Source organism: Nocardia sp. NBC_01009, assembly GCF_045208035.1.
Taxonomy (GTDB): domain Bacteria; phylum Actinomycetota; class Actinomycetes; order Mycobacteriales; family Mycobacteriaceae; genus Nocardia.
The window spans coordinates 1,698,461-1,723,020 of record NZ_CP108695.1; the positions used below are offsets into that span (position 1 = coordinate 1,698,461).

The 24,560-nt window shown below is 67.2% G+C and carries 21 protein-coding genes; 14 read left to right on the plus strand and 7 right to left on the minus strand.

The window, feature by feature from the left end; genetic code table 11:
* Window positions 1–12: 12 nt before the first annotated feature.
* Window positions 13–2,232 (minus strand): serine/threonine-protein kinase, encoded by a 2,220-nt coding sequence (locus OHA42_RS07390; protein WP_406235638.1) that lies wholly within the window; start codon window positions 2,230–2,232, stop codon window positions 13–15.
* Window positions 2,229–4,664 (minus strand): protein kinase domain-containing protein, encoded by a 2,436-nt coding sequence (locus OHA42_RS07395; protein WP_406235640.1) that lies wholly within the window; start codon window positions 4,662–4,664, stop codon window positions 2,229–2,231. The genes OHA42_RS07390 and OHA42_RS07395 overlap by 4 nt, the downstream gene beginning before the upstream one ends.
* A 252-nt stretch (window positions 4,665–4,916) precedes the next feature.
* Here OHA42_RS07395 and OHA42_RS07400 point away from each other — a divergent pair, with 252 nt between their 5' ends.
* Window positions 4,917–6,386, plus strand: coding sequence for an amidase family protein (locus tag OHA42_RS07400; protein WP_406239171.1), 1,470 nt, complete (start codon window positions 4,917–4,919; stop codon window positions 6,384–6,386).
* Between the two features lie 69 nt (window positions 6,387–6,455).
* Here the strand turns inward: OHA42_RS07400 and OHA42_RS07405 are convergent, their stop codons facing one another.
* From OHA42_RS07405 to OHA42_RS07415, 3 genes are all read right to left on the minus strand, one after another.
* Window positions 6,456–7,346, minus strand: coding sequence for a LysR family transcriptional regulator (locus OHA42_RS07405; protein ID WP_406235642.1), 891 nt, complete (start codon window positions 7,344–7,346; stop codon window positions 6,456–6,458).
* Between the two features lie 447 nt (window positions 7,347–7,793).
* Window positions 7,794–8,609 carry an SDR family oxidoreductase gene (locus tag OHA42_RS07410; RefSeq protein ID WP_406239173.1) on the minus strand — a complete coding sequence of 272 codons (816 nt, stop codon included), beginning with the start codon at window positions 8,607–8,609 and terminating at the stop codon, window positions 7,794–7,796.
* A 77-nt stretch (window positions 8,610–8,686) separates the two neighbouring features.
* Window positions 8,687–10,294: an aldehyde dehydrogenase family protein gene (locus OHA42_RS07415; RefSeq protein ID WP_406235644.1), complete on the minus strand. Its 1,608-nt coding sequence runs from the start codon at window positions 10,292–10,294 to the stop codon at window positions 8,687–8,689.
* 161 nt (window positions 10,295–10,455) lie between these two features.
* Between OHA42_RS07415 and OHA42_RS07420 the strand changes: the two genes are divergently transcribed.
* The gene (locus OHA42_RS07420) at window positions 10,456–11,754 is read left to right on the plus strand and encodes a PucR family transcriptional regulator (protein ID WP_406235646.1); all 1,299 of its coding nucleotides are present in this window, start codon (window positions 10,456–10,458) and stop codon (window positions 11,752–11,754) included.
* Between the two features lie 23 nt (window positions 11,755–11,777).
* Here OHA42_RS07420 and OHA42_RS07425 read toward each other — a convergent pair whose 3' ends face one another.
* Complete coding sequence (locus OHA42_RS07425; RefSeq protein WP_406235648.1) at window positions 11,778–12,002, minus strand: DUF2277 family protein; 225 nt, start codon at window positions 12,000–12,002, stop codon at window positions 11,778–11,780.
* 223 nt (window positions 12,003–12,225) lie between these two features.
* Between OHA42_RS07425 and OHA42_RS07430 the strand changes: the two genes are divergently transcribed.
* Window positions 12,226–13,059: a DUF1266 domain-containing protein gene (locus OHA42_RS07430; protein WP_328408487.1), complete on the plus strand. Its 834-nt coding sequence runs from the start codon at window positions 12,226–12,228 to the stop codon at window positions 13,057–13,059.
* Here the strand turns inward: OHA42_RS07430 and OHA42_RS07435 are convergent.
* Window positions 13,039–13,986, minus strand: a complete 948-nt coding sequence (locus tag OHA42_RS07435; protein WP_406235649.1) for a hypothetical protein — start codon at window positions 13,984–13,986, stop codon at window positions 13,039–13,041. The two genes, OHA42_RS07430 and OHA42_RS07435, sit on opposite strands and share 21 nt — an antisense overlap.
* A 386-nt stretch (window positions 13,987–14,372) precedes the next feature.
* Here OHA42_RS07435 and ftsH point away from each other — a divergent pair, with 386 nt between their 5' ends.
* The 11 genes from ftsH (at window position 14,373) to OHA42_RS07490 (ending at window position 24,443) form a co-directional block, all read left to right on the plus strand.
* Window positions 14,373–16,772, plus strand: coding sequence for an ATP-dependent zinc metalloprotease FtsH (gene ftsH / locus OHA42_RS07440; protein WP_406235650.1), 2,400 nt, complete (start codon window positions 14,373–14,375; stop codon window positions 16,770–16,772).
* A gap of 272 nt (window positions 16,773–17,044) precedes the next feature.
* Window positions 17,045–17,632 carry a GTP cyclohydrolase I FolE gene (gene folE / locus OHA42_RS07445; protein ID WP_406239175.1) on the plus strand — a complete coding sequence of 196 codons (588 nt, stop codon included), beginning with the start codon at window positions 17,045–17,047 and terminating at the stop codon, window positions 17,630–17,632.
* 62 nt (window positions 17,633–17,694) lie between these two features.
* Complete coding sequence (gene folP / locus OHA42_RS07450; protein ID WP_406239177.1) at window positions 17,695–18,522, plus strand: dihydropteroate synthase; 828 nt, start codon at window positions 17,695–17,697, stop codon at window positions 18,520–18,522.
* The gene (gene folB, locus OHA42_RS07455; protein WP_406235651.1) at window positions 18,519–18,890 is read left to right on the plus strand and encodes a dihydroneopterin aldolase; all 372 of its coding nucleotides are present in this window, start codon (window positions 18,519–18,521) and stop codon (window positions 18,888–18,890) included. Before folP ends, folB begins: the two co-directional genes overlap by 4 nt.
* A gap of 108 nt (window positions 18,891–18,998) precedes the next feature.
* Complete coding sequence (gene folK / locus OHA42_RS07460) at window positions 18,999–19,544, plus strand: 2-amino-4-hydroxy-6-hydroxymethyldihydropteridine diphosphokinase (protein ID WP_406235652.1); 546 nt, start codon at window positions 18,999–19,001, stop codon at window positions 19,542–19,544.
* Entirely contained in the window at window positions 19,541–20,017 is a 477-nt protein-coding gene (locus OHA42_RS07465) for a DUF3180 domain-containing protein (protein WP_406235653.1), read from the plus strand. Before folK ends, OHA42_RS07465 begins: the two co-directional genes overlap by 4 nt.
* A 70-nt stretch (window positions 20,018–20,087) precedes the next feature.
* The gene (locus tag OHA42_RS07470; protein WP_406235654.1) at window positions 20,088–21,062 is read left to right on the plus strand and encodes a DUF6779 domain-containing protein; all 975 of its coding nucleotides are present in this window, start codon (window positions 20,088–20,090) and stop codon (window positions 21,060–21,062) included.
* A 185-nt stretch (window positions 21,063–21,247) separates the two neighbouring features.
* Window positions 21,248–22,180, plus strand: coding sequence for a Rossmann-like and DUF2520 domain-containing protein (locus OHA42_RS07475; RefSeq protein WP_406239179.1), 933 nt, complete (start codon window positions 21,248–21,250; stop codon window positions 22,178–22,180).
* Window positions 22,180–23,133: a pantoate--beta-alanine ligase gene (gene panC, locus OHA42_RS07480; RefSeq protein ID WP_406235655.1), complete on the plus strand. Its 954-nt coding sequence runs from the start codon at window positions 22,180–22,182 to the stop codon at window positions 23,131–23,133. The genes OHA42_RS07475 and panC overlap by 1 nt, the downstream gene beginning before the upstream one ends.
* 15 nt (window positions 23,134–23,148) lie before the next feature.
* Complete coding sequence (gene panD / locus OHA42_RS07485) at window positions 23,149–23,640, plus strand: aspartate 1-decarboxylase (RefSeq protein ID WP_406235657.1); 492 nt, start codon at window positions 23,149–23,151, stop codon at window positions 23,638–23,640.
* Between the two features lie 5 nt (window positions 23,641–23,645).
* Window positions 23,646–24,443 carry a type III pantothenate kinase gene (locus OHA42_RS07490; protein WP_406235659.1) on the plus strand — a complete coding sequence of 266 codons (798 nt, stop codon included), beginning with the start codon at window positions 23,646–23,648 and terminating at the stop codon, window positions 24,441–24,443.
* Window positions 24,444–24,560 lie beyond the last annotated feature (117 nt).

Here is a 24,560-nt window from a genome sequence, read left to right on the forward strand (position 1 = left end):
ACTCTCCATCGCTTACGGCGCGGATGCGGCGTCCGCGTTCTTGTGCAGATGTGGCGCGGTCACTCGTTCCAGCGCGCGCAGATCGTTCTCCAGTGCTCGGAACAGGATATACACCGCGATAAAGGCGATGATGCTGCCGATGCACAGCACCCGCACATTGACGATGATCTTGTCGAGATCCGCCGGTGCGAGCAGTGTCGCGCCCGCGACGGCGAGCAGTGGAATCGACGCCGCGAGGCTCAAATAGAACCCGGCTCGGCGTCGCAGCCCGTGCAACCGCGCCGCGTCCCGCTCATGGATCTCGCCGTGGCTCAGGAACATCGGGTAAATGCACCGGATCACGTAGAAGTTCACCAGAAAGAACGGATAGGTCAGTGCGATGGCGCCGCTCACCACATGTAAAGCCACGAAATGGGCGTAGTCGGCCGCTGCGACGCCATCGGCGGTCTGGTGCAGGGCGGCCGGGAACGAGATCCCCGACAGCAGCCACATCGAGATGATGACCAGGACCGCGCGGTCGCCGAGCAGCACCGCATCCGTGCGGGTACGGTGCAGCACCTCCGGGCGGTAGCGGACCCCGGTGCGCAGTCCGTGCGGCACCGAAATCAGGTATCTGCACAGGTAAACGAGCACTGCGGTGCCGACGGAGAAGGACACCACATTCACCACAGCGGTGAAGATCTCGAACTGGTGCTGGGCCACCTCGGTTTGGCGATAGTGCATCGTCTTGGCGTTGTGCTCGACGTTGTACACCGAGGCGAGGGCATTCGGTACCGCGATCGCGAGCGAAACCAGCGGGATCCGCCACGGCCGCAGGCGCCGTCGCCAGCTGCGTTCGGGCGGGTCGACGAGGTCGCGCGCGCGTGCGTCCAGGCACAGATCCAGCTGCTGCGCCAGCGTCGCGCCGTTCGGCCAGCGTTGCTCAGGTTCCGGCTCCAGGCAGGTAAGCAAAACCCGGCGCAGTGCGGCCGGGCAGTCCGCCGGAATACGCTCCAGCGCAGCGCTTCGCACGCCGCGTCTGCGGTGGTCGAGCGCGTCGTGCGGCTGGGTTACCGCGGTGTCGCCGTCGAACGGGAGACTGCCGGTGAGCATTTCCCACAGCAGCGCCCCGAGGGAAAAGATGTCGCTGCGCGTATCCGGTTCGGGCGCGGCAGGATCGAGGGCCGCTGCCAGCTCCTCGGGCGAGCGGTAGGCAGGCGAATCGTCCTGCGCGATGGGCCTGGTCGCGTCGGGTAATGCGAAATCGGCCAGCTTCGGGATGCCCTCGGCCGTGAACAGCACATTCGACGGTTTGATCGCGCGGTGTGCCACCCCGTTGCGGTCGGCGTAGTCGAGCGCGTCCGCCAGTCGCCGACCGATCCATGCGACCGTCTCCGGCCAACTGAGCTCGGCGATCTCGGCGCGCACACTCGAATCCGTCTGCCGGATCTCGCCTTTCGCCTCCATGGCCGCGTCCACCGCCCGCAACAGCAGCGCACCGCCCGCCGATTCCGGGCCGCGCCGCCGCTCGGCGAGCAGGTCGAACGCGGTGCCGCCGGGCAGATACTGCATGTACACCAGTCGCAGTGCCGCCGAGTCGACGGGCATGCGCTGATCGAAGACCCGGACGATGTGCGGATGGTCCAGCTGCGCCATGGTGCGCGGCGCGGCGCTCGCACCCGCGGAAAAACGCACGGCGACCAGGCGCTGCATGGAACGCTGCGTGGCGAGGAAGACGCGGCCGAGTGCGCCTGTCCCGAGATCGGTGCGCAGATCGAAGTCGTCCACGCGCTGTCCCGGCGCCAGATCGGCGACGAGCGCGGCGGCCTGTGCGCTGTCGAGTTCGGCAGGCGCACTGTGGTTTTCGGCGTCGTCACCGTCGGCGCCGACCGCGGCGAGACGCTCGCGCACCTCGGTGGCCAGATCCGGATATTCGGCGAGGAAATCCGCCGCCTCGACGGGGGCGTGCCTGCGCCGAATCAGGAACTCCTCGTAAACCAGATCGGCCAATATCGGACTGTGCTCGATCTCGGGAAATTCCTTGCAGTACTCCTTGATTCGCTTGCCGCGGCCGGGCCGGATCCAACGCTGTCGTAGATCGATGCGCACCAGGTCGGTGAGCACGGCCAGCCGCACCTGTGCGCCATCGGGCACATAATCCGGGAGCAACGGTGGGTCGGGCCTGCCATCGCGCAGGCAGCTTTGCCAATCGGCGTCGAACCTGGCGACGTGATCGAGGCCGGGTTCGATCACGCCTTGGTCTCCGCCCCGACGGGAGCGGCGGGCTCCCGTCCGATCGCATCACTCGGCGCGACCACACGCTCCAGCGCGCGCAAGTCGTCCTCCAAGGCGCGGAAAAGCAGGTAGGAGCCGATGAACGCGACAATGCCGCCCGCACACAGCACGCGGACCGCGAGGATCACCGCCGGAATATCGGCTGGCGGCAGGAACGTCACGCCCGCCACCGCGAGCAGCGGCACCGACGCGGCGACCGCGAGATAGCCATTGGCGCGGCGGTCGAGGCCGCGCAGCCACACTGCGTCGTCGGTGCTGATTTCGCCGTGCCGCAGGAACACCGGATATATGCAGCGGACCATGTAGAAGGCCACCAGGAAGAACGGATAGGCCACGGCGATCGCACCGCACACCACGATCGAGGTGAGGAAATGGACGACCGCGCTCATCGCGATCGTGCCGGTGGACAATTTCAATGCGATCGGGAAGGTGATGCCCGCGAACACCCACAGCGAGAACACGATGACCACAGCTCGATCGGCGAACAGCAGTGAGTCGGCTCTAGCTCGTCGAAGTGTGTCCGCGTCGTATCGCCTGCCTCTGCGCAGCCCGTATGGAACCGTCAGCACCAGGCGTGACAGATAAAGTATCAACGTCGCGCCGAGTGGGAACAGCACCCCATTCACCACACCGGTGATGACCAGGAAGGTTTCCTGGGCGTCCGCACTCATTCTGCTGACGATCAAGTGTTGGTTGTGCAGGATGTTGTAGATCGAGGCGAGCACATTCGGTATCCCGATGGCCAGCGCGACGATCAGCAATCGCCACGAGCGCAGCTTCAGCCGCCAGCTGCCGCTCGGTGGGTCGACCAGGTCCCGCGCGCGTGCGTCCATGCACAGGTCCAGCTGCTTGGCCAGCACCGCGCCACCCGACCAGCGCCGGGAGCGGTCGGGTTCCAGACAGGTCAGCAGCACCCGGCGCAGTGCTGCTGGACAGTTGGCGGGCAGCCGATCCAGTGCGGCCGCATTCACACCCGAAGTGCGCCGCTCCAGCATCGCCTCGAGTGTGGTGTCGTCGCCGTAGTCATTCGCGCCTGCGGTGGTGTCATCGAACGGTTTTGCGCCGGTCAGCAATTCCCACAGCACCACGCCCAGCGAATAGATATCGGAGCGGGTGTCCAGATCGGCTGCCGTGCGTTCGCGGCCGGGGTGGCACGCTTCCAGCTGTTCGGGTGACATGTAGGCCAGCGATCCACCGAAGTAGGCGACCGGGCTGGTGTCGGCCACGTTGCGGCTGAAGCTGATGTTGAAGTCGGCCAGCTTCGGTACCGCCTCCGCGGTGAGCAGCACATTGGCAGGCTTCACATCGCGGTGCAGGACGCCGTGCGAGGAGGCGTATTCGAGTGCATCCGCCAGTCTGCGTCCCAGCCACGCCACGGTCTCCGGCCAACTGAGCGCGGCGATTTCCGCGCGCACACTGGAATCGGTCGGGCGGATCTCGCCCTTCTCCTCCATGGCCGCGTCTACCGCGTCGAGCAGCAGCTGTCCAGTGCGTTCGGCGGGCGGTGTGGCGCGGGTCCAGCGCAGCACGCTGAGCAGCGTGCCGCCGGGCAGGAACTGCATGTAGAGCAAACGGAGCAACCGTCCGCCGGCGTCGCGCATATCCTCGGAGCCGAGCAGGCGCTGATCGAAGACGCGCACGATGTAGTCGTGGTCGAGCTGGGCAAGCGTCTGCGGCTCGGTGCCGTGGTCGGCGGAGATCTTCACCGCGACCAGCCGCTGCAATGAGCGCTGCCGGGCCAGGAAGACCCGTGCGAACGCACCGGTGCCCAGACCGGTCAGCAGATCGAAATCATCGATTCGCTGACCGACTTCGATCCGGTCGAGCGCGTCGTAGTGCCCGGGGCCGGTCCCGACCGTGGTCGGGGTTGCGGCCGCCGTCCCGGTCAGGTCGGAAGTTGCGCGGGTCACCTCCGTATTACGAGGAGACTGGGGGGTTTGGTTCAGATCCGCTGCCTGCGCGGTTTTGGTCTGGGCAAGCGCGGTCACGGTCGGGTCTCCCACCACCGCCCGCCGCGTGCTCTGATCTATCTCGTCGGCATTGAGCAATGCCCGCAGCTCGGCCGCCTGCGCCGGGAATTCACGCAGGCATTCCCGCGGATCCACGCGCTCGCCGGTGTGCCTGCGGATGACGAACTCCTCGTACACCAAGCCGGCCGGGATGTCGTCGGCTTCGAGTTCGGGAAATTCCGCACAGTAATCGGCCAAGCGTTTGCGCGGCGCGGCGGACTCGGCCCGCCGCACCCACCGGTGACGCAGGTCGACGCGGATCAATTCGATCAGCGCCTCCTGCCGCAGTGTGTGCGCATCGGGTAGGTAATCGGCGATCTCCGGCGGTCGCTGTGGCGATTGCGTGGCAGCCGATTTCCACGCTGTGGCGAAGGCTTCCACGGCACTACTGTGACTCACTCCGGTCGTGGAACCCGAAGTGGATTCGGAACTTCTCTCGGAATTCGTACTCATTCTCGGACCTACTGGTTCCGCGGATACCGAAGAATCCGCACTGGTCGGTCTGTACGTGTGGCGGATAAATTCCGCCACACCCGACGACATCGTCCCCCGAGCAGTATCCGAAATGATAACTTGCGCCTCAACAGCGGATCACCCGATTTCGACAACGATGCGACGGGGGAGAACCAGCACATGCACAATGAGGCCACAGCGGTGGCGGACGGTACGGCCGTAGCGCAAGCAGCTCCGCAGACAGTAGCCGCCCAGCGGATCCCCGCGGGCGTGAACCAGGCAGCAGGTCCGAATTCTCCGATTGATCCCGGCGCGCCGCGCGGACCCGCCGTGGCGATCGCCGCCGGCGTGCGGGACGGTTCGACCAGCCCGACCGAGGTGCTCGATGCGGTGCTGGAGCGCATCGCTGCCGACACCCGGAAGCTGAACGCGTTCACCGTCGTTCGCTCGGCCAAAGCGAAGGCCGAGGCGCTCGCGCTGGAACAGCGCTCCGATCTGGATGTGCTCCCACTTGCCGGTGTGCCGATCGCGATCAAACACAACCTCGAGGTCGAGGGCGAGACGAACCTGTGCGGTTCGGCCGCCACCGATACGCATCCGGCGGCCGCCGACCATCCCGTGGTGCGCAGGCTGCGCGCCGCGGGTGCGGTGATCGTCGGATTAACCGCGGTTCCCGAGCTGGGTCTGTGGGCGATGACCGACGGCGAGGGCCGCACCACCCGCAACCCGTGGAACACCGCACGCAGCGCCGGCGGCTCGTCCGGCGGATCGGCGGCGGCGGTCGCGGCCGGGCTGGTTCCGGTGGCGCACGGCAACGACGGACTCGGTTCGCTGCGTATCCCCGCGGCGTGCTGCGGGGTGTTCGGGATCAAACCGGGCCGTCACACCGTGCCCGCGGAGGTCGGCGTCGACTCGTGGGCGGGCATGGTCGAAAACGGTGTGCTCGCAACAACCGTCGGAGATGCGGCGCTCGCGCTATCGGTGCTGGCGGCCAGGCCGGACCTAGCCGAGGTCGAGCCACCCGGCCGACTACGCATCGGGCTAGCCGTCGCGCCACCGTCCCGCTTCTTCCGGGTCGATCGGCACTGGACCGCGGCAGCCCGCGCCGCAGGATCGGCCGCCGCCGCGGCGGGACACCAAGTGGAACCGGCGACGCTGCCCTATGGCGAAACGATCAGTTCGGTCTTGCTGCGCTGGCTCGCCGTCGGCACGCGGGACGCCGCGACGCTGGCCCATCCGGACCGGCTGCAACCGCGCACCCGCCGCCACCTCGCGCTCGGCAGGCAGGTGCAGCGACTTGGTTTGGTCCGCCCCGGTCAGGTCGACCGGGTAGAGGCGCGACTGCTGGAATTCTTCGAGCGCTACGACGTCGTGATCACGCCGGCGCTGGCCGCGGCGCCACCGAAAGCCCGAGCCTGGCACACCAGGGGCTGGCTGGCCAATGTTGTCGCCAGCTCCCGATTCTCACCATTCACCCCACTGTGGAACATGGTCGGCTGGCCTGCCGCGTCGGTGCCGATGGGGATGCATCCCCGCTCGGGCACGCCGGTGGCCGCGCAGCTTGCGGGACCGCCCGGCAGTGAATCGACCCTGCTGCGGTTGTCCGCACAACTGGAAGCGCTGCACCCCTGGGAGCGCACCGCGCCGTGACACTGGCGCGCCCCATGTCGAGACGGTGGCGCGCCGGACGGTCGTGACCGCGGCGCGCCCCGTGATCTGTCAGGCGACCGACGCCTGTGGTGCCTGCGCGGAGAAGCCGCCGTCGGCGGCGCGGCCTGCGAACTCGAGGATGGTGGGGCGATTGTCGTCGGCCCGCCACGCCACGGCCAGTTCGCATGGCGCCAGCCCGGTCACCGGGCGCGCGGTCAGACCGGGCCACCGGTACATCGGGACATTGTTCTCGGCGAGCAGGCAGACGCCGAGGCCGAGACTCACGGCCTCCAGCTTGTCCTCGGCGGTCGCGGCTTCCGCGCCGATCTTCGGCTGACGTCCATTGCGGGCGTCGTTGCCGAGCCAGAAGTCGCGCACCGCACCGGCCTCCGTGGGCAATGCAATGAACGGCTCGTCGAGCAGATCGGCGAACTCGATGCTCTCCTGATCGGCGAGCGGATGGTTCTCCGGCAGTAGTACCCAGCGCGGCTCGGTGCGCAGCACCTGCCAGCGGTAGCGGTTCGGGTCGGGCAGGGGCAGCCAGACCAGCGAAAGGTCGGCCTGCCGTCCGGCGAGGCCGCTGGACGGGTCGGTCCAGGACGCCGCGTGCAGGGCGAGTCGATGACCGCTCGCGCTTTCCAGATCGTTGATCAGACCGCGGCCGAGCGCGGATTGGATGCCGACGCGCAGCACCTCGCCCGCTTCCTGGAGCGAGACGTTGGTGACCTCCCAGAGCTCCAGGATCTTGCGGGCACCTTCGAGCAGTTCCTTGCCCGCGACGGTCAGCGCGACACTGCGCTGGTTGCGGTCGAACAGGACCACGTCGAGCTGGCGTTCCAGCTGACGAATCTGACGCGACAGGGTGGGTTGAGCGATGTGCAGCCGCTGTGCGGCGTTGGTGAAATGCAGTTCCTCAGCGACAGCGACGAAATACCGCAGGTCGCGCAAATGCGGGTCCATAGCCCCTTGCTATCAGAATCGGTCCTGAATTTCCAGCCTAATTAGGCCGGAAAGTTCGGATAGTGGTGCAGAAACAGTCGACGGGTTTGTTAAACACAGCATATTGCCTGTCGTGGTCATTTGCACCATCGAGCCCGCGAACTTCTCGCATCCGCCGTGGGTACAGCTGCTGCCGATGGTCATGGACGGTTGACCAGCGGCTATGGGATTCGAAGTGTCTCCGCGCGGCTCGAGCGGGACCGCTGGGAGATTGCCCCGCCAACGCCGGGGAATCGACGTCGAGGCCCGTAAGGGCTGCTCTGTGATTTGTATGTGATATTCGTCACAAATGAGTTTGCCGTGTGGATCGGACTGCCCACGTCCGGCCGTGGCATGGCGCCGCCCCGGACAGTCGAAAGGCGCTGCGGCCGTGCATCCACGACCGCAGCGCCTCGATGTGTGCCCGGGTCAGGCGCTGCGCGCCCGGTCCTCGTAAGCCTTGCGCTTGTCGGCATCCACGGCGCCGAGGAAGGCATCGCCGGAACCGAGCGCCCGTGCCAGGCCATCGGCAACGGATTCCGGAAGCAGGTTCACCAACTGCGAGATGAACCCGGCCATCGCCGTCACCCTGACCTTCGACTTCGGTGCGGCGATCAACCCGACGATGGCATCGGCGATCTCCTCGGGCTCCGCCGAACGCAGCAACTTCGGGCCGCTCACCCCGGAACCGAGTTCGGTATTGGTCAGCGTCGGCAACACCGAGGAGAACTCGACGCCCGACCCCCGATACTCCTCGCGCAGTGTGTCGGTGAACCCCAGCACGGCGTGCTTGCTCGCGTTGTAGGTGGCCAGACCCGGGATGTGGGTCTCGCCCGCCAGCGACGCGATATTGATGACGTGCCCGCGCTTGCGCGGCAGCATCCGCGCAAGGCCGAGCTTGGAGCCGAGAATGACGCCGTAGACATTGATGTCAAGGATGCGCCGGGTGATCTGATCCGGCTCGTCGACCAACTTGCCGGTGGGCATGATGCCCGCATTGTTGATCAGCACGTCGATGGGGCCGACAGTGCGTTCCACCTCATCGAGGAAGCTCTCGAACGAGGTGGAGTCGGTGACGTCGAGCTTGCCGTAGAACTCGAAGTCGCGTGCGGCCCCGGACTCCTTGACGGTGGTCTCGTCGATATCGCCGATCGCGATCTTCGCGCCGAATGTCTGCAGCGCGGTCGCGGTGGCCAGCCCGATGCCCCGCGCACCACCGGTGATGACGACGACCTTCCCCCGGATCTTTGCCGCGTCTGTGTTGGATCGGCGGCCGTGGTTACGCTGCGCTGCCGCCTCCGGACCCGTCGCTCGCGCCGCGGTCACTTGGTGTCTCCCTTGAGCTTCAGCAGGGCCGGAATGTCGATGCGGCGCAGGCCGCGGGCGCCCGCGGCGCGCATCGCGCCGAGCGCGAACAGCAGCTTGGGCATCTGGTACGGGAACCAGAGCAGCTCCTTCTGCGGGGTCGGCAGGATCGGCTTGGTGATCGCCTGCTGGCGGCAGTACTTGCGGACGCCGTTCGCGCCGCCCCAGCGTGCCCCGACACCGGACTGCCCCCAGCCGCCCATCGGCAGGGCGAAGTTGAACAGGTTGGAGAAGACATCGTTGATATTGACCGCACCCGCATTCAGTTGGCGTGCAACGCGTTCGCCGCGATCCTTGTCGCCGGTCCACACCGAGGCGGACAAGCCGTAGACCGAGTCGTTGGCGAGCCGAACCGCCTCGGCCTCGTCGGCGACCTTCACCACCGGCAGCGTCGGACCGAAGGTCTCCTCGTTGATGCACGACATGGTGTGGTCGACATCGACGAGAACGGTCGGCTCGAAGAAGGTTCCGACGCCGGTGCGCTTGCCGCCGGTCAGCACCTTGGCGCCGGCTGCGACGGCCTCGTCGACATGGCGTTGCACGATCCGCACCTGGTTCTCGTTGGCGAGCGCGCCGACATCATGCTGGGACTCGCGGCCGTCGAGGCCCTGGCGCAGGCCCTGCACCGCGGCGGTCAGCTTGGCGACGAAGGTGTCGTAGACCGGCGCTTCCACATACACCCGCTCGACCGAGATGCACACCTGGCCGGCATTGAACATGCCGCCGAAGGCGATGCCGTGCGCAGCCCGATCCAGGTCGGCGTCGGCAAGCACGATGGCCGGATCCTTGCCGCCCAGTTCCAGGCTGTAGGGGATCAGCCGCTCGACGCAGGCCGCGGCGATCTTGCGGCCGGTGGCGGTCGAGCCGGTGAACTGGATGTAGTCGGCGTTATCGACCACCGCGGCGCCGGTCGCACCGGCCCCGGTGACCACGGCGAACACCGGCGGCGCACCGATCTCGGCCCAGCCACGGGCGAGTTCGAGTGCGGAAAGCGGGGTCACCTCGGACGGCTTGAGGAGCACGGCGGCACCGGCTGCCAGCGCCGGAATCACGTCGATCACCGGCATGGCCAGCGGGAAGTTCCACGGCGTTATGACGCCGACGACCGGGTAGGGCTTGTACACCGTGGTGAGCTTCTTGACCCGGCCCAGCGGGCTGTGCGGCGAGGGGTGCTCGTCGGCGAGGAACTTCGCGGCGCGGCGCGCGTAATAGCCGGTCAGATCTACCGAGAACGCAGGATCGATGAGGGCGTCCACGCGCGGCTTGCTCGTCTCCGACTGCAACACATCGGCGAGGTGTTCGGTGTTGTCGAGCAGCCAGTCCTGCAGCTTCAGCAGCCATTGTTTGCGGCCGTCGGGGCCGATGGCCTCCCACTCCGGCTGGTAGAGCCGAAGCTCGCGCACCTTGGCCGCGACCGCGTCCTTGTTCTGGTCGGGTACGGTGCCGACGACCTCGCCGGTACCGGGATTGCGCACCTCGATGACGGCCGGCTCGACCTTCTTCGCGGGCGTCTTGCGTGCCGGGGACTTCTTGGCCGCGCCGGTCGCGGATTCGGTGTTGGTCACTGCTGTTCTCCCACTGACGTTGTGCTGTGCACCGCTGGCGAACGAATACTGTGAATCAGTTCACTGACCTATGATCGTGGCACAAGTGTGCGGGACTTTCTTGGACCGATTTGTCAACGAACGCGGCCGAATTTGTTCTCGAGGCACAAATCGGAGGAATCATGACGCACAGCGCGCGAGCCAGGGCCGACGCGGTCGGGCCCAGCAGCGAAGTAGTACGCGACTGGCTCGTCGAATACGTATACGAAACGATGCGCAGCGAGGCGCTCGAACAGGTCGTCGACCGACTCGACGGCGCGATCCTCGCGCGCATCCCGGAGCTATCCGATCGCGATATCCGCCGCGACCTCGCGGCGAGCACCCGCGCACACGCCAGGGTGATGCTGAGCGGACTCGCCAGCGACACTTTCGAATTCACCTTGCCCGAGGAGGCGCACGCATTCGCGCGCACGCTGGCCCGGCGGGGCTATGACCTGCGGCTGCTGCTGCGGACCTATCACGTGGGGCAGGAGGCGGTGCTCGAGTACATGACCGAGGCCATCGACAACCGGACACCGCCACCAGAGATCGAGCGCGCGGTACTGCTGCGCCTGTTCGAGCGGTCGACCAGATGGGTGAGCACTTCGGTGGAGATGCTCACCGACACCTACATGGAGGAGCGGGAGCGGGTGCTGCGCGCCGCCCTCAATCGGCGCACCGAAACCGTGCACGCCCTGTTGGCCGGTGACGAACCGGATGTCGAGCAGGCCTCGCTGCGCCTGGGCTACCGGCTCGCCCAGCAGCACCTTGCCTTCGTGCTGTGGACCGACGAGCCCGCGGGCGGTGACGGTGAGATGAGTGGTCTGCTGGACCGGGTCGCCGCGCGGCTCGCGGTGGCCCTCGGCAGCGGCCGAGTGCTCAGCATGCCGTCGGGTGCCAGCGGGATGTGGGCGTGGGTCGGCCTCGACGATGAGCAGCACGCCGCGGAACTGGCCGCGCCGGGTCGGTTGGCGCGCATGACCGCGGGACTGGTGGAGCCGCCGGTGCGGGTCGCCTTCGGGGTGCCCGCCGCGCAGGTCGCGGGTTTTCGCCAGAGTCATCGTGAAGCCGTCGCGGCCAGACAGGTCGCCGAGCGCGGGCCGGTGGATGCCGATCGGGTCACGAGCTATCGCGAGGTGGAGATCGCCCACCTCGTAGGCGGCGACGACGCGGCCATGCGCGCGCTCATCGGCAGGGAGTTACGCGTACTTGGCGGTCGTGACGCCAATACCGCACGGCTGCGCGAGACGCTGCACGCTTACCTGAAGAGCCATCGCAGCCCGGAGGCCGCGGCGAAACTGCTTGGGGTGCACAAGAACACGATTCGCTACCGGATCCAGCGAATCGAGGAATTGCTCGGTCATCCGATCGAAGCGCGCAGTCTGCCGTTGGAACTCGCGCTGACCTGCGTCGCTACCTATGGTGTCGACACGCTGCCGTGATCGGGTGGTCGACGCTGTGGCCGCTACTCTTCGCGGGGTGGCTCGACTCTGCCGTCGGGTAGATCGGCAAGCAGCTGGGTCGTTGCTGCGGCAATGGCCGCGACGGCCTTGTCGACGGCGGCCTTGGTGGTGGTGCTCAGGCCGGAAACGCCACCGACCGTGCGCACGTACTGCAGTGCGGCAGCATAGATTTCCTGCTCGGTAGGGGCAGGTTCCAGGCCACGCAGGAGGGTGATGTTTCCACTCATGGATGCACATTAGCCCTCTGTAACTGGATGCGTCGGGCAAGAATCCCCGGACAGGAAAATTTCGGGTTTAGTTTGCGGCGACAGCGAACGGCGCTCGTCAGACGCGCACTGCGATGATTGCTCGGGCCGCGACCGGCGAGTCGAATCCCGCCTGCCCGACACCCGTGGATTCCCTTGGCGATTACTCAGGTTGTTTCAAGATCGATGGGGAACAATCGGGGGCATGCCTGCCCGCGGTGTGCCCACTCTGACCACTTTCCCCTACGAAGAGCTGGACAAGCGGGAGGAAGACCATTGGTCCGGCGCCGCGGTCTCCGAGAACGAACTGCGATCGTTGGCGCTCGGCGCCTTCTATTCGGCCCGATGGGACGCCTTCCACGACGCGCTGCTGCTCGGCCCCGAACGCGAACATCCGCTCGGTGACCGCCGCGAACTCGCCATCGACACGTTGACCGGTGCCTGGGGCATCACCGACGGCACCGAGGCGCAGGCCTCGATGGAACAGCTGCTCGACGGCATGCACGCGCCGCTGTACGCCATGGTGCATCCGCTGGTGATGGCCTCGATCAACGCGAGCGAGCGGGATCGGTTCGGCGAGCGGGCCGATCGGCACCGCGCCTTTCTGCGTCAGGTCGGCTCGTTCCGTGGCATGGACAATCCCGAGGCGCTCGTGCGCGATTACGACATCTGGTCGCAGGCGATCAAGATCGGTTTCACCGATCACCTTGCCAGGCCGCTGCCGAGTGATATCCACGCCTGGGACCTGGCCCGGGTTGTTGCGGTGGCTCGAATGGCTTTCACCGCAGGCTATCTCGACTCCGACGTCGCATGGGGCTACCTGGCGCGCGCCTTGCCGCTGGCACAGCGCAAATATAAGAACTGGCGCCAGTTCGGCGACGCCTACCTCACCGGCTGGACCTACTGGCAGGCCTGCGAGGACCTGGCCGAGCTCAAGAACGGCGGCGTCGACCGGCGCATGGAACTACTGCGTCTGTGGACCCGCCCGACCAGCCCGTGGCGGCGGATCGGTTTGCAGTCAGTTCCCGTCGGGGAGTGACCGCAAGATCCCGCGCCCGTAGCGCTGGAACTGTGTGTCGTCGACCATGCCGAGCGAATGTCGCTCGACCAGTAGCTCCCACTCGGAATACAGCTGCGAGACACCGGGATCGGCCGGGCCTGCCGCGCCGTCCGCGGAGTCACGCCGGACGGCGAAGTTCACCGCGCAGGTGACCCGCTCGGTGTCGGCCCGGTCGGCGCCGGTGAAATGCAGCGTCATATTGCCGTCGTGCACGTCGATGCCCGACTCGCCGCGGATCGAGCCGATCTCACCCGGCGCCGGTGCTGAGCCCTCGGTGGTGCGGGCCCACAGCACGGCGGGGATGGGTAGCTCGTATGCGTAGCGCGGACCGGTGCCGACGGAGACGAACAGCAGCCGCCCGGTGGTCGCCGCAAGCAGTCCCGGTCCGCTGCCTGCGGGCGGGTGCGCCACCGCGATCGCGGTCTCCAACACGTATTCGTCCACTGTGACATAGCGATGCAGTGCGGCTATCGCCGACTTCGCTTCGCGCTTGGGTGCCATCCTGCGCACGGCCCGATCCACGTCCGCGCGTGTCGGTCCGGCCTTGCCCCACGCAGGGGCGGGCGGGTTCAGATCGGGGGCGGCCACGTCGATGCGCTGCGAGCTCAAGATCTGATCGTTGATCCGATCGACGATCTCGGTCGCTGCGGGGACATCATGTTCTGCTATCAATACCGGTAGAGGGGTGCGGTCCGCCGGCACGCCCGTGAGTACCGGAGTGGGGTAACGAAGGTAGATCTCGATTACGACGGCGTCATCGGCGCGCCGGTTCAGTCGGACCTTCAGCAGGTCCGTGACCGGCACATCCAGTACGCGCTCGCCATCGGTGCCCGGTCGCAGGACGATCAGTCGCCCGCGCCCGTGCCGCACTATCGCTGTGGGTGTCCGTAGCTCGACTATGTCCATACCCCCTGCGCTCTTGTCTGATTTGCGGCGCTCGCGGTGCCCTGCGTGGTTACGCTGCGCTACCGCCTTCGGGCCCGTCGCTCACGCCGCAGTGTTGTGTCGTCGCTCACGATAGGCCGAACATGCCATGATTGTGACCACTTGGAGTAACCCGACCGGAGACCTCGGGAACCACCGTCGTTCCCCGGCCGTTTACCTGTCGAACTGCACCAACTGCCGAACTGCGCGATGTATCGAGTAGACCGTACGCGGTAACGTGGCATGTCCGCATCCGAACCCACCCGGAATCCGGCTGGGAGCAGGGTGAGAACTGGCACCGCCGACCCCGACGCTTCGCAGGCATGCACCGGAGAACCGGAAAGGACTGGCCGCCCGGCCTACGCTCTATGAACCGCAAGACTGTGTTTCGCACCCTGGCCATAGTCTCGGGCATCTTGCTCGTGATCTATGCGTTCAGCTATTTCGGCAATGACACGCGCGGCTGGAAGAGCGTCGACACCTCGGTGGCGTTGACTCAGCTGAACGACAAGAGCAACGTCAAGAACGTCCAGATCGACGACCGCGAGCAGCAGCTGCGTATCGAGCTGAACAATGGCAACGACGCAACCAGTGGCTCCAACAAGATCATCGCCAAGTATCCGGGCGGTGGCGAGGCGTCCGCGCAGATATTCGAAGCTCTGCAGAAATCCGGCGCGCCGTTCAACACCGTGGTCAAACAGGAGAGCTGGTTCACCCAGATCCTGCTGTTCGTGCTGCCGATGGTGATTCTGCTCGGCCTCTTCATTTTCGTGATGTCCCGAATGCAGGGCGGTGGTCGCGGCGGCATGATGGGCTTCGGTAAATCGAAGGCCAAACAGCTGTCCAAGGACATGCCCAAGACCACATTCGCGGATGTGGCAGGCGCCGACGAGGCTGTCGAAGAGCTGTACGAAATCAAGGACTTCCTGCAGAACCCGGTGCGCTACCAGGCGCTCGGCGCGAAAATTCCGAAGGGCGTGCTGCTCTACGGTCCGCCGGGAACCGGTAAGACGCTGCTGGCCCGCGCCGTCGCAGGTGAGGCGGGCGTGCCGTTCTTCACCATCTCCGGTTCGGACTTCGTCGAGATGTTCGTCGGTGTCGGCGCCTCCCGGGTGCGCGACCTGTTCGAGCAGGCCAAGCAGAACAGCCCGTGCATCATTTTCGTCGACGAGATCGACGCGGTCGGCCGCCAGCGCGGCGCCGGCCTCGGCGGCGGTCACGACGAGCGCGAGCAGACCCTCAACCAGTTGCTCGTCGAGATGGACGGCTTCGGCGACCGCACCGGTGTGATCCTGATCGCGGCCACCAACCGCCCCGACATCCTCGACCCGGCGCTGCTGCGTCCCGGCCGGTTCGACCGGCAGATCCCGGTCAGCAATCCCGACCTCGCCGGGCGTCGCGCCATCCTGCGGGTGCACTCGCAGGGCAAGCCGATCGCGCCCGAGGCCGATCTCGACGGTCTGGCCAAGCGCACCGTCGGCATGTCCGGCGCAGACCTCGCGAACGTGATCAATGAGGCCGCCCTGCTCACCGCGCGTGAGAACGGCGCGGTGATCAGCGGCGAACAGCTCGAGGAATCGGTGGACCGCGTTGTCGGCGGTCCGCGCCGCAAGAGCCGGATCATCAGCGAGCACGAGAAGAAGATCACCGCCTACCACGAGGGTGGCCACACCCTGGCTGCGTGGGCGATGCCGGATATCGAGCCGGTCTACAAGGTCACCATCCTGGCCCGCGGTCGCACCGGCGGTCACGCCATGACGGTGCCCGAGGACGACAAGGGCCTGATGACCCGCTCGGAGATGATCGCCCGCCTGGTGATGGCGATGGGCGGCCGCGCGGCCGAGGAACTGGTGTTCCACGAGCCGACCACTGGTGCGTCCTCGGATATCGACCAGGCGACCAAGATCGCGCGCGCGATGGTCACCGAATACGGCATGAGCGCTCGCCTCGGCGCGGTGCGCTACGGCCAGGAACAGGGTGACCCGTTCCTCGGTCGCTCGATGGGCATGGGTTCGGACTACTCGCACGAGGTCGCGGGCGCCATCGACGAGGAGGTGCGCAATCTGATCGAGGCCGCGCACACCGAGGCGTGGGCGATTCTCAACGAGTACCGCGACGTGCTCGATGTTCTCGCGACCGCGCTGCTGGAGCGAGAGACGTTGCACCGCAAGGATCTCGAGGAGCTGCTCGCGACGGTGGAGAAGCGGCCGCGGATCACCGCGTTCAACGACTTCGGTGATCGGCTGCCCTCGGACAAGCCGCCGGTGAAGACGCCGGGCGAGCTGGCTGCCGAGCGCGGCGAGCCGTGGCCGCCACCGGAGTCGCCGGTGCCGCCGGTGCCCGCGGGCACCGCTGCCAACGGCTACCTCGAGTCGGGCTACCAGAACCCGCCGCAGTACGGCTACCCCACACCGCCCGCGACCGGCTATCCGCTGCCGCAGGCCCCGACGGCCGGCTACCCGCGCCAGGGTGGCGCGACGCAGGGCTCGCGGCCGGACTACGGCGCTCCGGCCGGTTGGTCGGCGCCGGGCTGGCCGCCTCGGGACGAGCCGCAGCAGCAGCCCGGGCAACCGGGCTACGGCGGCGGTCGGCCGGGTCAGGGCGACCCGCAGGCGCGGCACGGCTATCAGCAGCCGTGGCATCAGCCACCGGGCGGCCAGCCGGGTCCCGGTCGCGGCGACCAGGGCGGCTACGACGAGCAGGGACGGGCCAACCCGGCCGACGAGGGCGACAATCGCGATTGGGATGGACCGAACGGTCGGCACTGAAACGGTGGCGGCAGTCTCGGGACCCGAGTGGTCACCCGAGCTGCCGCCTTCGGGCCCGTCGTTCGTGCCACGGCCAGCGACGATTAGGCTCGACCATCGGGGTGCCGAGTAATTGCCGGCACCCGAGATTTTGGAGGTGTCCTCGATTGTCGGCCAAGAATCATGTCGGCGGCCACGCGCTAGCGGAGTCGGGCGGTGGCCAGTCGGAGAACGGCCAGTCGGACAACCGCGAGCACAACAGTGCAGGCTCGGCTGTTGCCAAGCCGGAACTCATCGCCCTGGAGACCGGTAAGCCGTTCGACCAGGACCGCGCCGAAGCCGCAATCCGAGAGTTGCTGCTCGCGGTTGGGGAGAACCCGGACCGTCCCGGCCTGCTCGACACCCCCTCCCGCGTTGCCCGCGCCTACCGAGAGATGTTCGCCGGCCTCTACATCGAGCCGGATTCGGTGCTGAACACCACCTTCGACGAGGGCCATCAGGAGCTCGTGCTGGTGCGCGACATCCCGATGTACTCGACCTGTGAGCACCACCTGGTCTCCTTTCACGGTGTCGCGCACGTCGGGTACATCCCCGGCCCGCACGGCCGGGTGACCGGATTATCGAAGCTGGCGCGGCTGGTCGATCTCTACGCCAAGCGCCCCCAGGTGCAGGAACGCCTGACCAGCCAGATCGCCGATGCCGTCATGCGCAAGCTGGACCCGCGCGGCGCGATCGTGGTGGTGGAGGCCGAGCATCTGTGCATGGCGATGCGCGGCATCCGCAAGCCGGGCGCAAGCACCACCACCTCAGCGGTGCGCGGCCTGCTGCAATCCAGTGCCGCCTCGCGGGCGGAGGCCCTCGATCTCATTCTGCGGAAGTGAGTGAGTTCGCGGTGTCCGGTCCGGGGAATGTCACTCCACGCGGGGGACGCTCCTGCGTGGTGATGGGTGTCGTCAATGTCACCAGTGACTCCTTCTCCGACGGCGGCAAGTACCTCGACCCCGGTCTGGCGATCGCACACGGCATCGAGTTGTTCGAGGCCGGCGCGGACATCGTCGATGTGGGGGGTGAATCGACTCGCCCCGGCGCCATCCGGATCGATCCGGAGACCGAGGCGGCTCGGGTGGTTCCCGTTATTCGCGGCCTGGTTGCCGCGGGCGTGCCGACCAGCGTTGACACCATGCGCGCCAGTGTGGCCGATGCGGCGCTCGCGGCCGGAGTCAGCGTGGTGAACGATGTCTCGGGTGGTCGCTCCGACCCGGACATGGTGAAAGTCGTCGCCGCGGCCGATACACCGTGGATTCTCATGCATTGGCGAGCGGGCGCCGACTATCGGCACACCGGACCCGCCGACGAGTACGACGATGTCGTCGCCGAGGTGCTCGCCGAGCTGTCCGCGCAGGTGGAGTTGGCCGTTGCGGCCGGTGTCGATTCGGGCAGGCTGATCCTGGATCCCGGCCTAGGTTTCGCCAAGAACGCCGAACACAATTGGGCACTGCTCGGTGCGCTCCCCGAATTGGTCGGCAACGGATTGCCGATTCTCATCGGAGCGTCGCGCAAACGTTTCCTCGGCGCGCTACTCGCCGATGCCGCGGGCCCCCGCCCACCGGACGGTCGCGAGACCGCCACCGCGACCATTTCGGCGCTGGCCGCCCAGCACGGCGCCTGGGGCGTGCGCGTGCACGATGTCCGCGCCTCCCTGGATGCCATTGCCGTCACCGACGCCTGGCAGCGCGCCGCCGGGCAGAATTCGCGAGGAGCCGACCGATGAGCGACCGAATCGAGCTACGCGGCCTGCGTGCCTTCGGCCATCACGGAGTATTCGAGCACGAACGCCGGGACGGGCAGGAGTTCATCGTCGACCTCACGGTGTCGGTCGATTTCGCCGCCGCCGCTGCGTCCGACGATCTCGCGGCCACCGTCGATTACGGCAGACTGGCCGAACGGGCCGTGCGCATCATCCAGGGCCCGCCGCGCAATCTCATCGAGACGGTGGTCTCCGAGATCGCCGACGACGTAATGACCGATCCGCGCATCCAGTCGGTCGAGGTGGTGGTGCACAAACCGTCCGCGCCGATTCCGCATACCTTCGCGGATGTGCGGGTTGTCACCGCGCGGCACCGGGAGCGCGCGGCGTGAGATTCCACGATGATGCGCCCACGACCGGCGAGGTGTGTTCGTGAGCGAGCGAACCATGTCACAGCGCGCGGTGCGCTCGATGGAGCCGAGCCTCAGCGAGGCGGCGTCGTGAGTAGGGCCGTGCTCTCGATCGGGTCGAACCTGGGGGACCGGCTCGCCCATCTGCGCAGTGTGATCGACGGTTTCGGACCTCGGGTGGTCGCGGTGTCGCCGGTGTATTCGACCGCGCCGTGGGGCGGGGTCGAACAGGAAGACTATCTGAATGCCGTTGTGCTGGTGGATGATCCGGAATTCGACTGCCGAGACTGGCTGCTCGGTGGCAGGCGGCTGGAGCAGGCTGCCGAGCGGGTTCGCGAGGTGCGCTGGGGCGCAAGGACTCTCGACGTCGATGTGATCTGGTGTGCCGGAGCCGACGGTACCGCCTGCCGCAGCGCAGATCCGGAACTGACACTGCCGCATCCGCAGGCGCACAATCGGGCCTTCGTCCTCATCCCGTGGCTGGACGTCGAACCGGACGCGGTGCTCGAGGTCGACGGCATCACCTTGCCGGTGCACGATCTGCTCGATGGACTCGACGCCGCCGAACGCGCCGGCGTGCGAGCGACCGAGTTTTCGTTGGCATCGGCCAAGCCTGCGGAGGGGTCGTTGTCGTGAAGCTCAAACCGACCCGAATCTGGGATCTGCTGGCGAATGTCGTCATCGCGGCCGTCATCGCGTGGGTCGCCACCCGGCTGGCCTACAGCAATTTCCCGCCGATCTCGATCTTTGCGGGCGCGTCGCTATACCCGGTGGCCGCGATCGAGGTGGCCCTCGCCTTCGTGATCCGCAGCCGGGTCAACGACCACGAGATCGGTAACGGCACCCACCAGCTGCATCCGATCACCGCGGCCCGCGCGGTCGCGCTGGCGAAGGCGTCCGCCCAGGTAGGGTCGCTCGCGGCCGGAGTCTGGCTGGGTTTCCTGTGCTGGGTGCTGCCGCAGCGTGGCACGTTGCGTGCGGCCGCGGCGGACAGTCCGAGTGCGGTCGTCGGCATGCTCGCGGGGGTGACACTGGTTGCTGCGGCACTGTGGCTCGAGTATTGCTGTCGTGCGCCGGATGATCCTTCGGACGATCCAGCAACTACATAGCAAGTATTCTTTGCGGAATAGCCACGGCTGATTAGTAGTGCGACTCGCCATCCACGCTACCCTGGCGTCCATGGTTTCACCCTCCCGTAGCAGCAGTTCCCGTCGGCGGCGGGACGATGCGGGAAAATTGTTCATTGGTGTCTTGATTCTGCTCGGTCTGGTTGCCAGCGTTTTCCTCGTTTTCAGCGACAGTCTGCAATTTGTCCGAATCGGCCTAGTTGCGGCCTTGTGGGCGGCCGTGGTCGGCGCCTTGGCTGCCACGCGGTACCGCAAAGAGGCCACGATCGACAAGGCGAAGGTTCGCGACCTGCAGACGGTGTACGAGCTCCAGTTGGAGCGCGAGATCACCGCCCGCCGCGAATACGAGCTCGGCATCGAGTCGCGCGTGCGCGCGGAGGTGGGGGCGGACGCCACTGAGATCGCCGCGCTCCGAGCGGAACTCACCGTGCTCAGGCAGAGTCTGCAGCGCCTCTTCGACGGCGATCTGCCGATGGACCGGCCGGCGCTGCGCGCGGACGCGACCCGGATTCACGAGCTCCCCAGCGCGCTCGCTGATCCGGCGAACGATAGCTCCGGGAATGCCGACGGTCGCGGGTACATGGGCCCTCAGCAACCACGCAGCAGTGTCACTCCGGTCTTCGTCGCGGATCATCCCGAGCCGCCGATGTTCGCAAGCCCCTTCGACGAACCGGTCACCGCCGAGACCGCCGTGGTCCCGCTCGAGTCCGACGACGAGCTGAGCGCCGCCGAGATCACCGACGTCGACATCGATCGGCACTCCGAGCCGCTCGAGCCGACGCGTGGCTGGGCCGATGCCTTCACCGAAGAGCCGCCGACCCCGATCCAGCCGCAGCCGGCGCCACAGCCGCAGCCGGCGCCACAGCCGCAGGCGGCCCGCCCCACCACCTCCGCGCCACCGGTCGGCACCCCGACCTCCCGCCGCCGCCGCGTCGACCCCGACGCGGACTCCGGCAATTCCTCGCGGCGTCTCTCGGTGGCCGAGATCATGGCGAACCTGCAGTCGGAGGAAAACGGCCGCAGATAGCAGCACTGCGGTGTAAATCACGCCGGTGCCGCATGGCATCGGCAAACCCGAGGCCGATATCCTCGTGACGTAACGTCCGGTACCCGCATGGCGGGACTGGAACGGATCAAGCGCTGGGGCGGACGAGTGTCCGGCCATCGCACTTCGAGAGGACAACGTTGACCTCGAGTTCTGGCAACGAGCCGGTGCGTGCCGGCACCGAGCCTGCGGGCTTCGACCCCGCGCCCGCACGACTGACGGTGGGAATCGTCTCGGCGGGACGCGTCGGCTCGGCACTCGGTGCGGCACTCGAGCGCGTCGGGCACGTGGTGTTCGGCGTCGCCGCGATTTCCGATGCTTCCGTGCAGCGGGCGCGTACCAGGCTGCCCGATTCCGAGATCCTGCCCGTCGAACAGGTGGCAGCCCGCAGTGAGTTGCTGCTGCTCGCGGTGCCCGACGCCGAATTGGCCGGGCTGGTTCGTGGTCTCGCCGCTGCGGGCGTGGTGCGGCCGGGCACGATCGTGGCGCACACCTCGGGCGCCAATGGTGTGGCCGTGCTCGCTCCGCTCGCCGCGTTGGGCGCGTTGCCGCTGGCCATCCATCCTGCGATGACCTTCACCGGCCACGACGAGGACCTGGCCCGGCTCGGCAACGCCTGCTTCGGGGTCACCGCGGCCGACGAGGTCGGCTTCGCCATCGCGCAGGCCCTGGTGATCGAAATGGGCGGTGAACCGGTCCGCGTCCAGGAGGAGAACCGTCAGCTCTATCACGCGGCTCTGGCCCATGGAAGCAATCATCTTGTGACGGTGATCGTCGACGCAGTCGCCGCGCTGCGCACCGCGCTGTCCGGTCCGGGCCTGCTCGGCCAGCAGGTCGTCGACGATCAGCCGAACGGTTTGGCGGAGCGGCTGCTTGCCCCGCTGGCCTCTGCCGCGCTCGACAATGCGTTGCGCCGAGGCCAATCCGCGCTCACCGGCCCGGTGGCGCGTGGTGACACGGACGCCGTTGTGGCGCATCTGGCCGCGCTGGAGGCCGTCGATACCAGGCTGGCCGCGGGGTATCGCGCGCTGTCGCTGCGCACGGCCGAGCGCGCCAAGACCAATCCCGCCTTGATCGAACTGCTGGAAGGACGCCGATAATGGATCCGAAATTGCGCGGTACCTTCCGGCCGGGCGAGCTGACCGTGCACCACGATCCCGCGGTGATCCAGGCGGTCTCGAAGGCGCTGCGCGGCGTCGGCCGCACTGTGGGCCTGGTGCCGACGATGGGTGCACTGCACGAGGGGCACCTGGAGATCGTGCGCCGCGCCAAGCGGACCAACCAGGTCGTGATCGTCTCGATCTTCGTGAATCCCCTGCAATTCGGTGCGGGCGAGGATCTGGACAAATACCCGCGCACCCTGGACGCCGATGTGGAGCTGCTCCGCAAGGAGGGCGTGGAATTGGTGTTCGCACCCAGCGCGGCCGATATGTACCCGGACGGCATGCGGACCACGGTGCACCCCGGCCCGGTCGGCGCGGAGCTGGAGGGCGCGAGCCGCCCGACGCATTTCGCGGGTGTGCTGACCGTGGTCGCCAAGCTGTTGCAGATCGCGAAGCCGACCGAGGCATTCTTCGGTGAGAAGGACTACCAGCAACTCACGCTGATCCGGCAGCTGGTTCGCGACCTGAACTTCGACGTGAAGATCGTTGCGCTGCCGACCGTCCGCGAGCCCGATGGTCTCGCGCTGTCATCTCGCAATCGGTACCTCGATGCGGCGCACCGGGAATCGGCGCTCGCCCTGTCGGCTGCGCTGGCCGCGGGCAAGCACGCGGGCGGCCTCGGCGCGGACGCCGTGCTCGCCGCGGCGCGTGGTGTCCTCGATGCCGCGGCAGGCGTCGAGCTCGACTATCTCGAATTGCGGTCATCGACTCTCGGTCCCGCGCCCGCCAACGGAAATGCCCGGCTGCTCGTCGCGGCCAAGGTCGGCGCCACCCGGCTGATCGACAACACGGCCGTGGCGCTCGGTGCGCCGGTCGACGGCGGCCATCCCACACTTCCCGATTCGCGCGCAGCCGCGGACGACTCCCAGCCTGCCCAGGCCAACATTTAGGAAAGGGCGACGACGATGTTGCGCACCATGATGAAGTCGAAGATCCACCGTGCCACGGTGACCCATGCCGACCTGCACTACGTCGGCTCGGTGACCGTCGACCAGGATCTGCTCGACGCCGCCGATCTGCTCGAGGGCGAGCAGGTCTGCATCGTCGATATCGACAACGGCGCCCGCCTGGAGACCTATGTGATCGCGGGCGAGCGTGGTTCCGGCGTGATCGGAATCAATGGCGCCGCAGCCCATCTCGTCCACCCCGGTGACCTGGTCATTGTGATCGCCTACGGGATGATGGACGAGGCCGAGATCCGCGAGTACGCCCCGAAGGTCGTATTCGTCGACGATGCCAACCGTCCGACCGACCTCGGCTCGGATCCGGCGCATGCACCGGAGGGCTCCGGCTTGGTCACCCCCCGCACATTGACCGCGGCAGTGTCCGAGGCGCCATTCGCGGGGCCCGCCGTGGTTTCGCAGGCGGCCGCCTCCGTGCCCGTCGCGCACGTCTGACGGCCATGCTGCTGGCCATCGATGTCCGCAACACCAGCATCGAGCTGGGCCTTTTCTCCGGCAGCGGCACCCACGCGAAGCTCGCCAGGCACTGGCGGATGCACACCAATCCACTGCTGACCGCGGACGAGTTCGCCATGCAGGTGCGCGGCCTCGTCGGCGCCCAGGTGGAGGAAATCGTCGGGGTCTCGGCACTGTCGACGGTTCCGCCGGTGCTGCGCGAGATCCGGACGATGCTGCATCGCTATTGGGAGAATCTGCCGCACGTGGTGGTGGAACCCGGTGTGCGCACCGGAATTCCGCTGCTCGTCGACAACCCCAAGGAAATCGGCGCCGACCGTATCGTGAACACCCTTGCCGCACACCATCTTTACGGCACCGCCGCGATCGTCGTCGATTTCGGCACGGCGACCACCGTCGATCTGGTTTCGGCGAAGGGCGAATTTCTCGGCGGGGTGCTTGCGCCCGGTGTGGAGATTTCCAGCGAGGCGCTGATCGAGCGCGCCGCGCTGCGCCGGGTGGAGTTGGCGCGCCCGCGCTCGGTGGTCGGCAAGAACACCGTGGAGGCTATTCAGGCCGGCGCGATTTTCGGTTTCGCGGGCTTGGTCGACGGCCTGATCGATCGGATACGCGACGAATTCGACGCCTTTGCCGGTGATGATGTGACCATCGTCGCAACCGGTGCGAGCGCGCCGCTGATCGTCCCCGAGTCCGAAACAATCGACCACCACCAGCCGCATCTGACCCTGACCGGCCTGCGTCTGGTCTACGAACGTAACCAGCGCAGGAAGGGAACTGCTTGATGTCCCCGCTTTCCGCTATTGGGAAGGCGAAAGGAAATCGAGTGGGCGGTTCACGCTCTGCTACACTCGCAACCGTGTATTTCCGTGTGCGCACCCAGGAGTGTTGTCGAGGCTGAT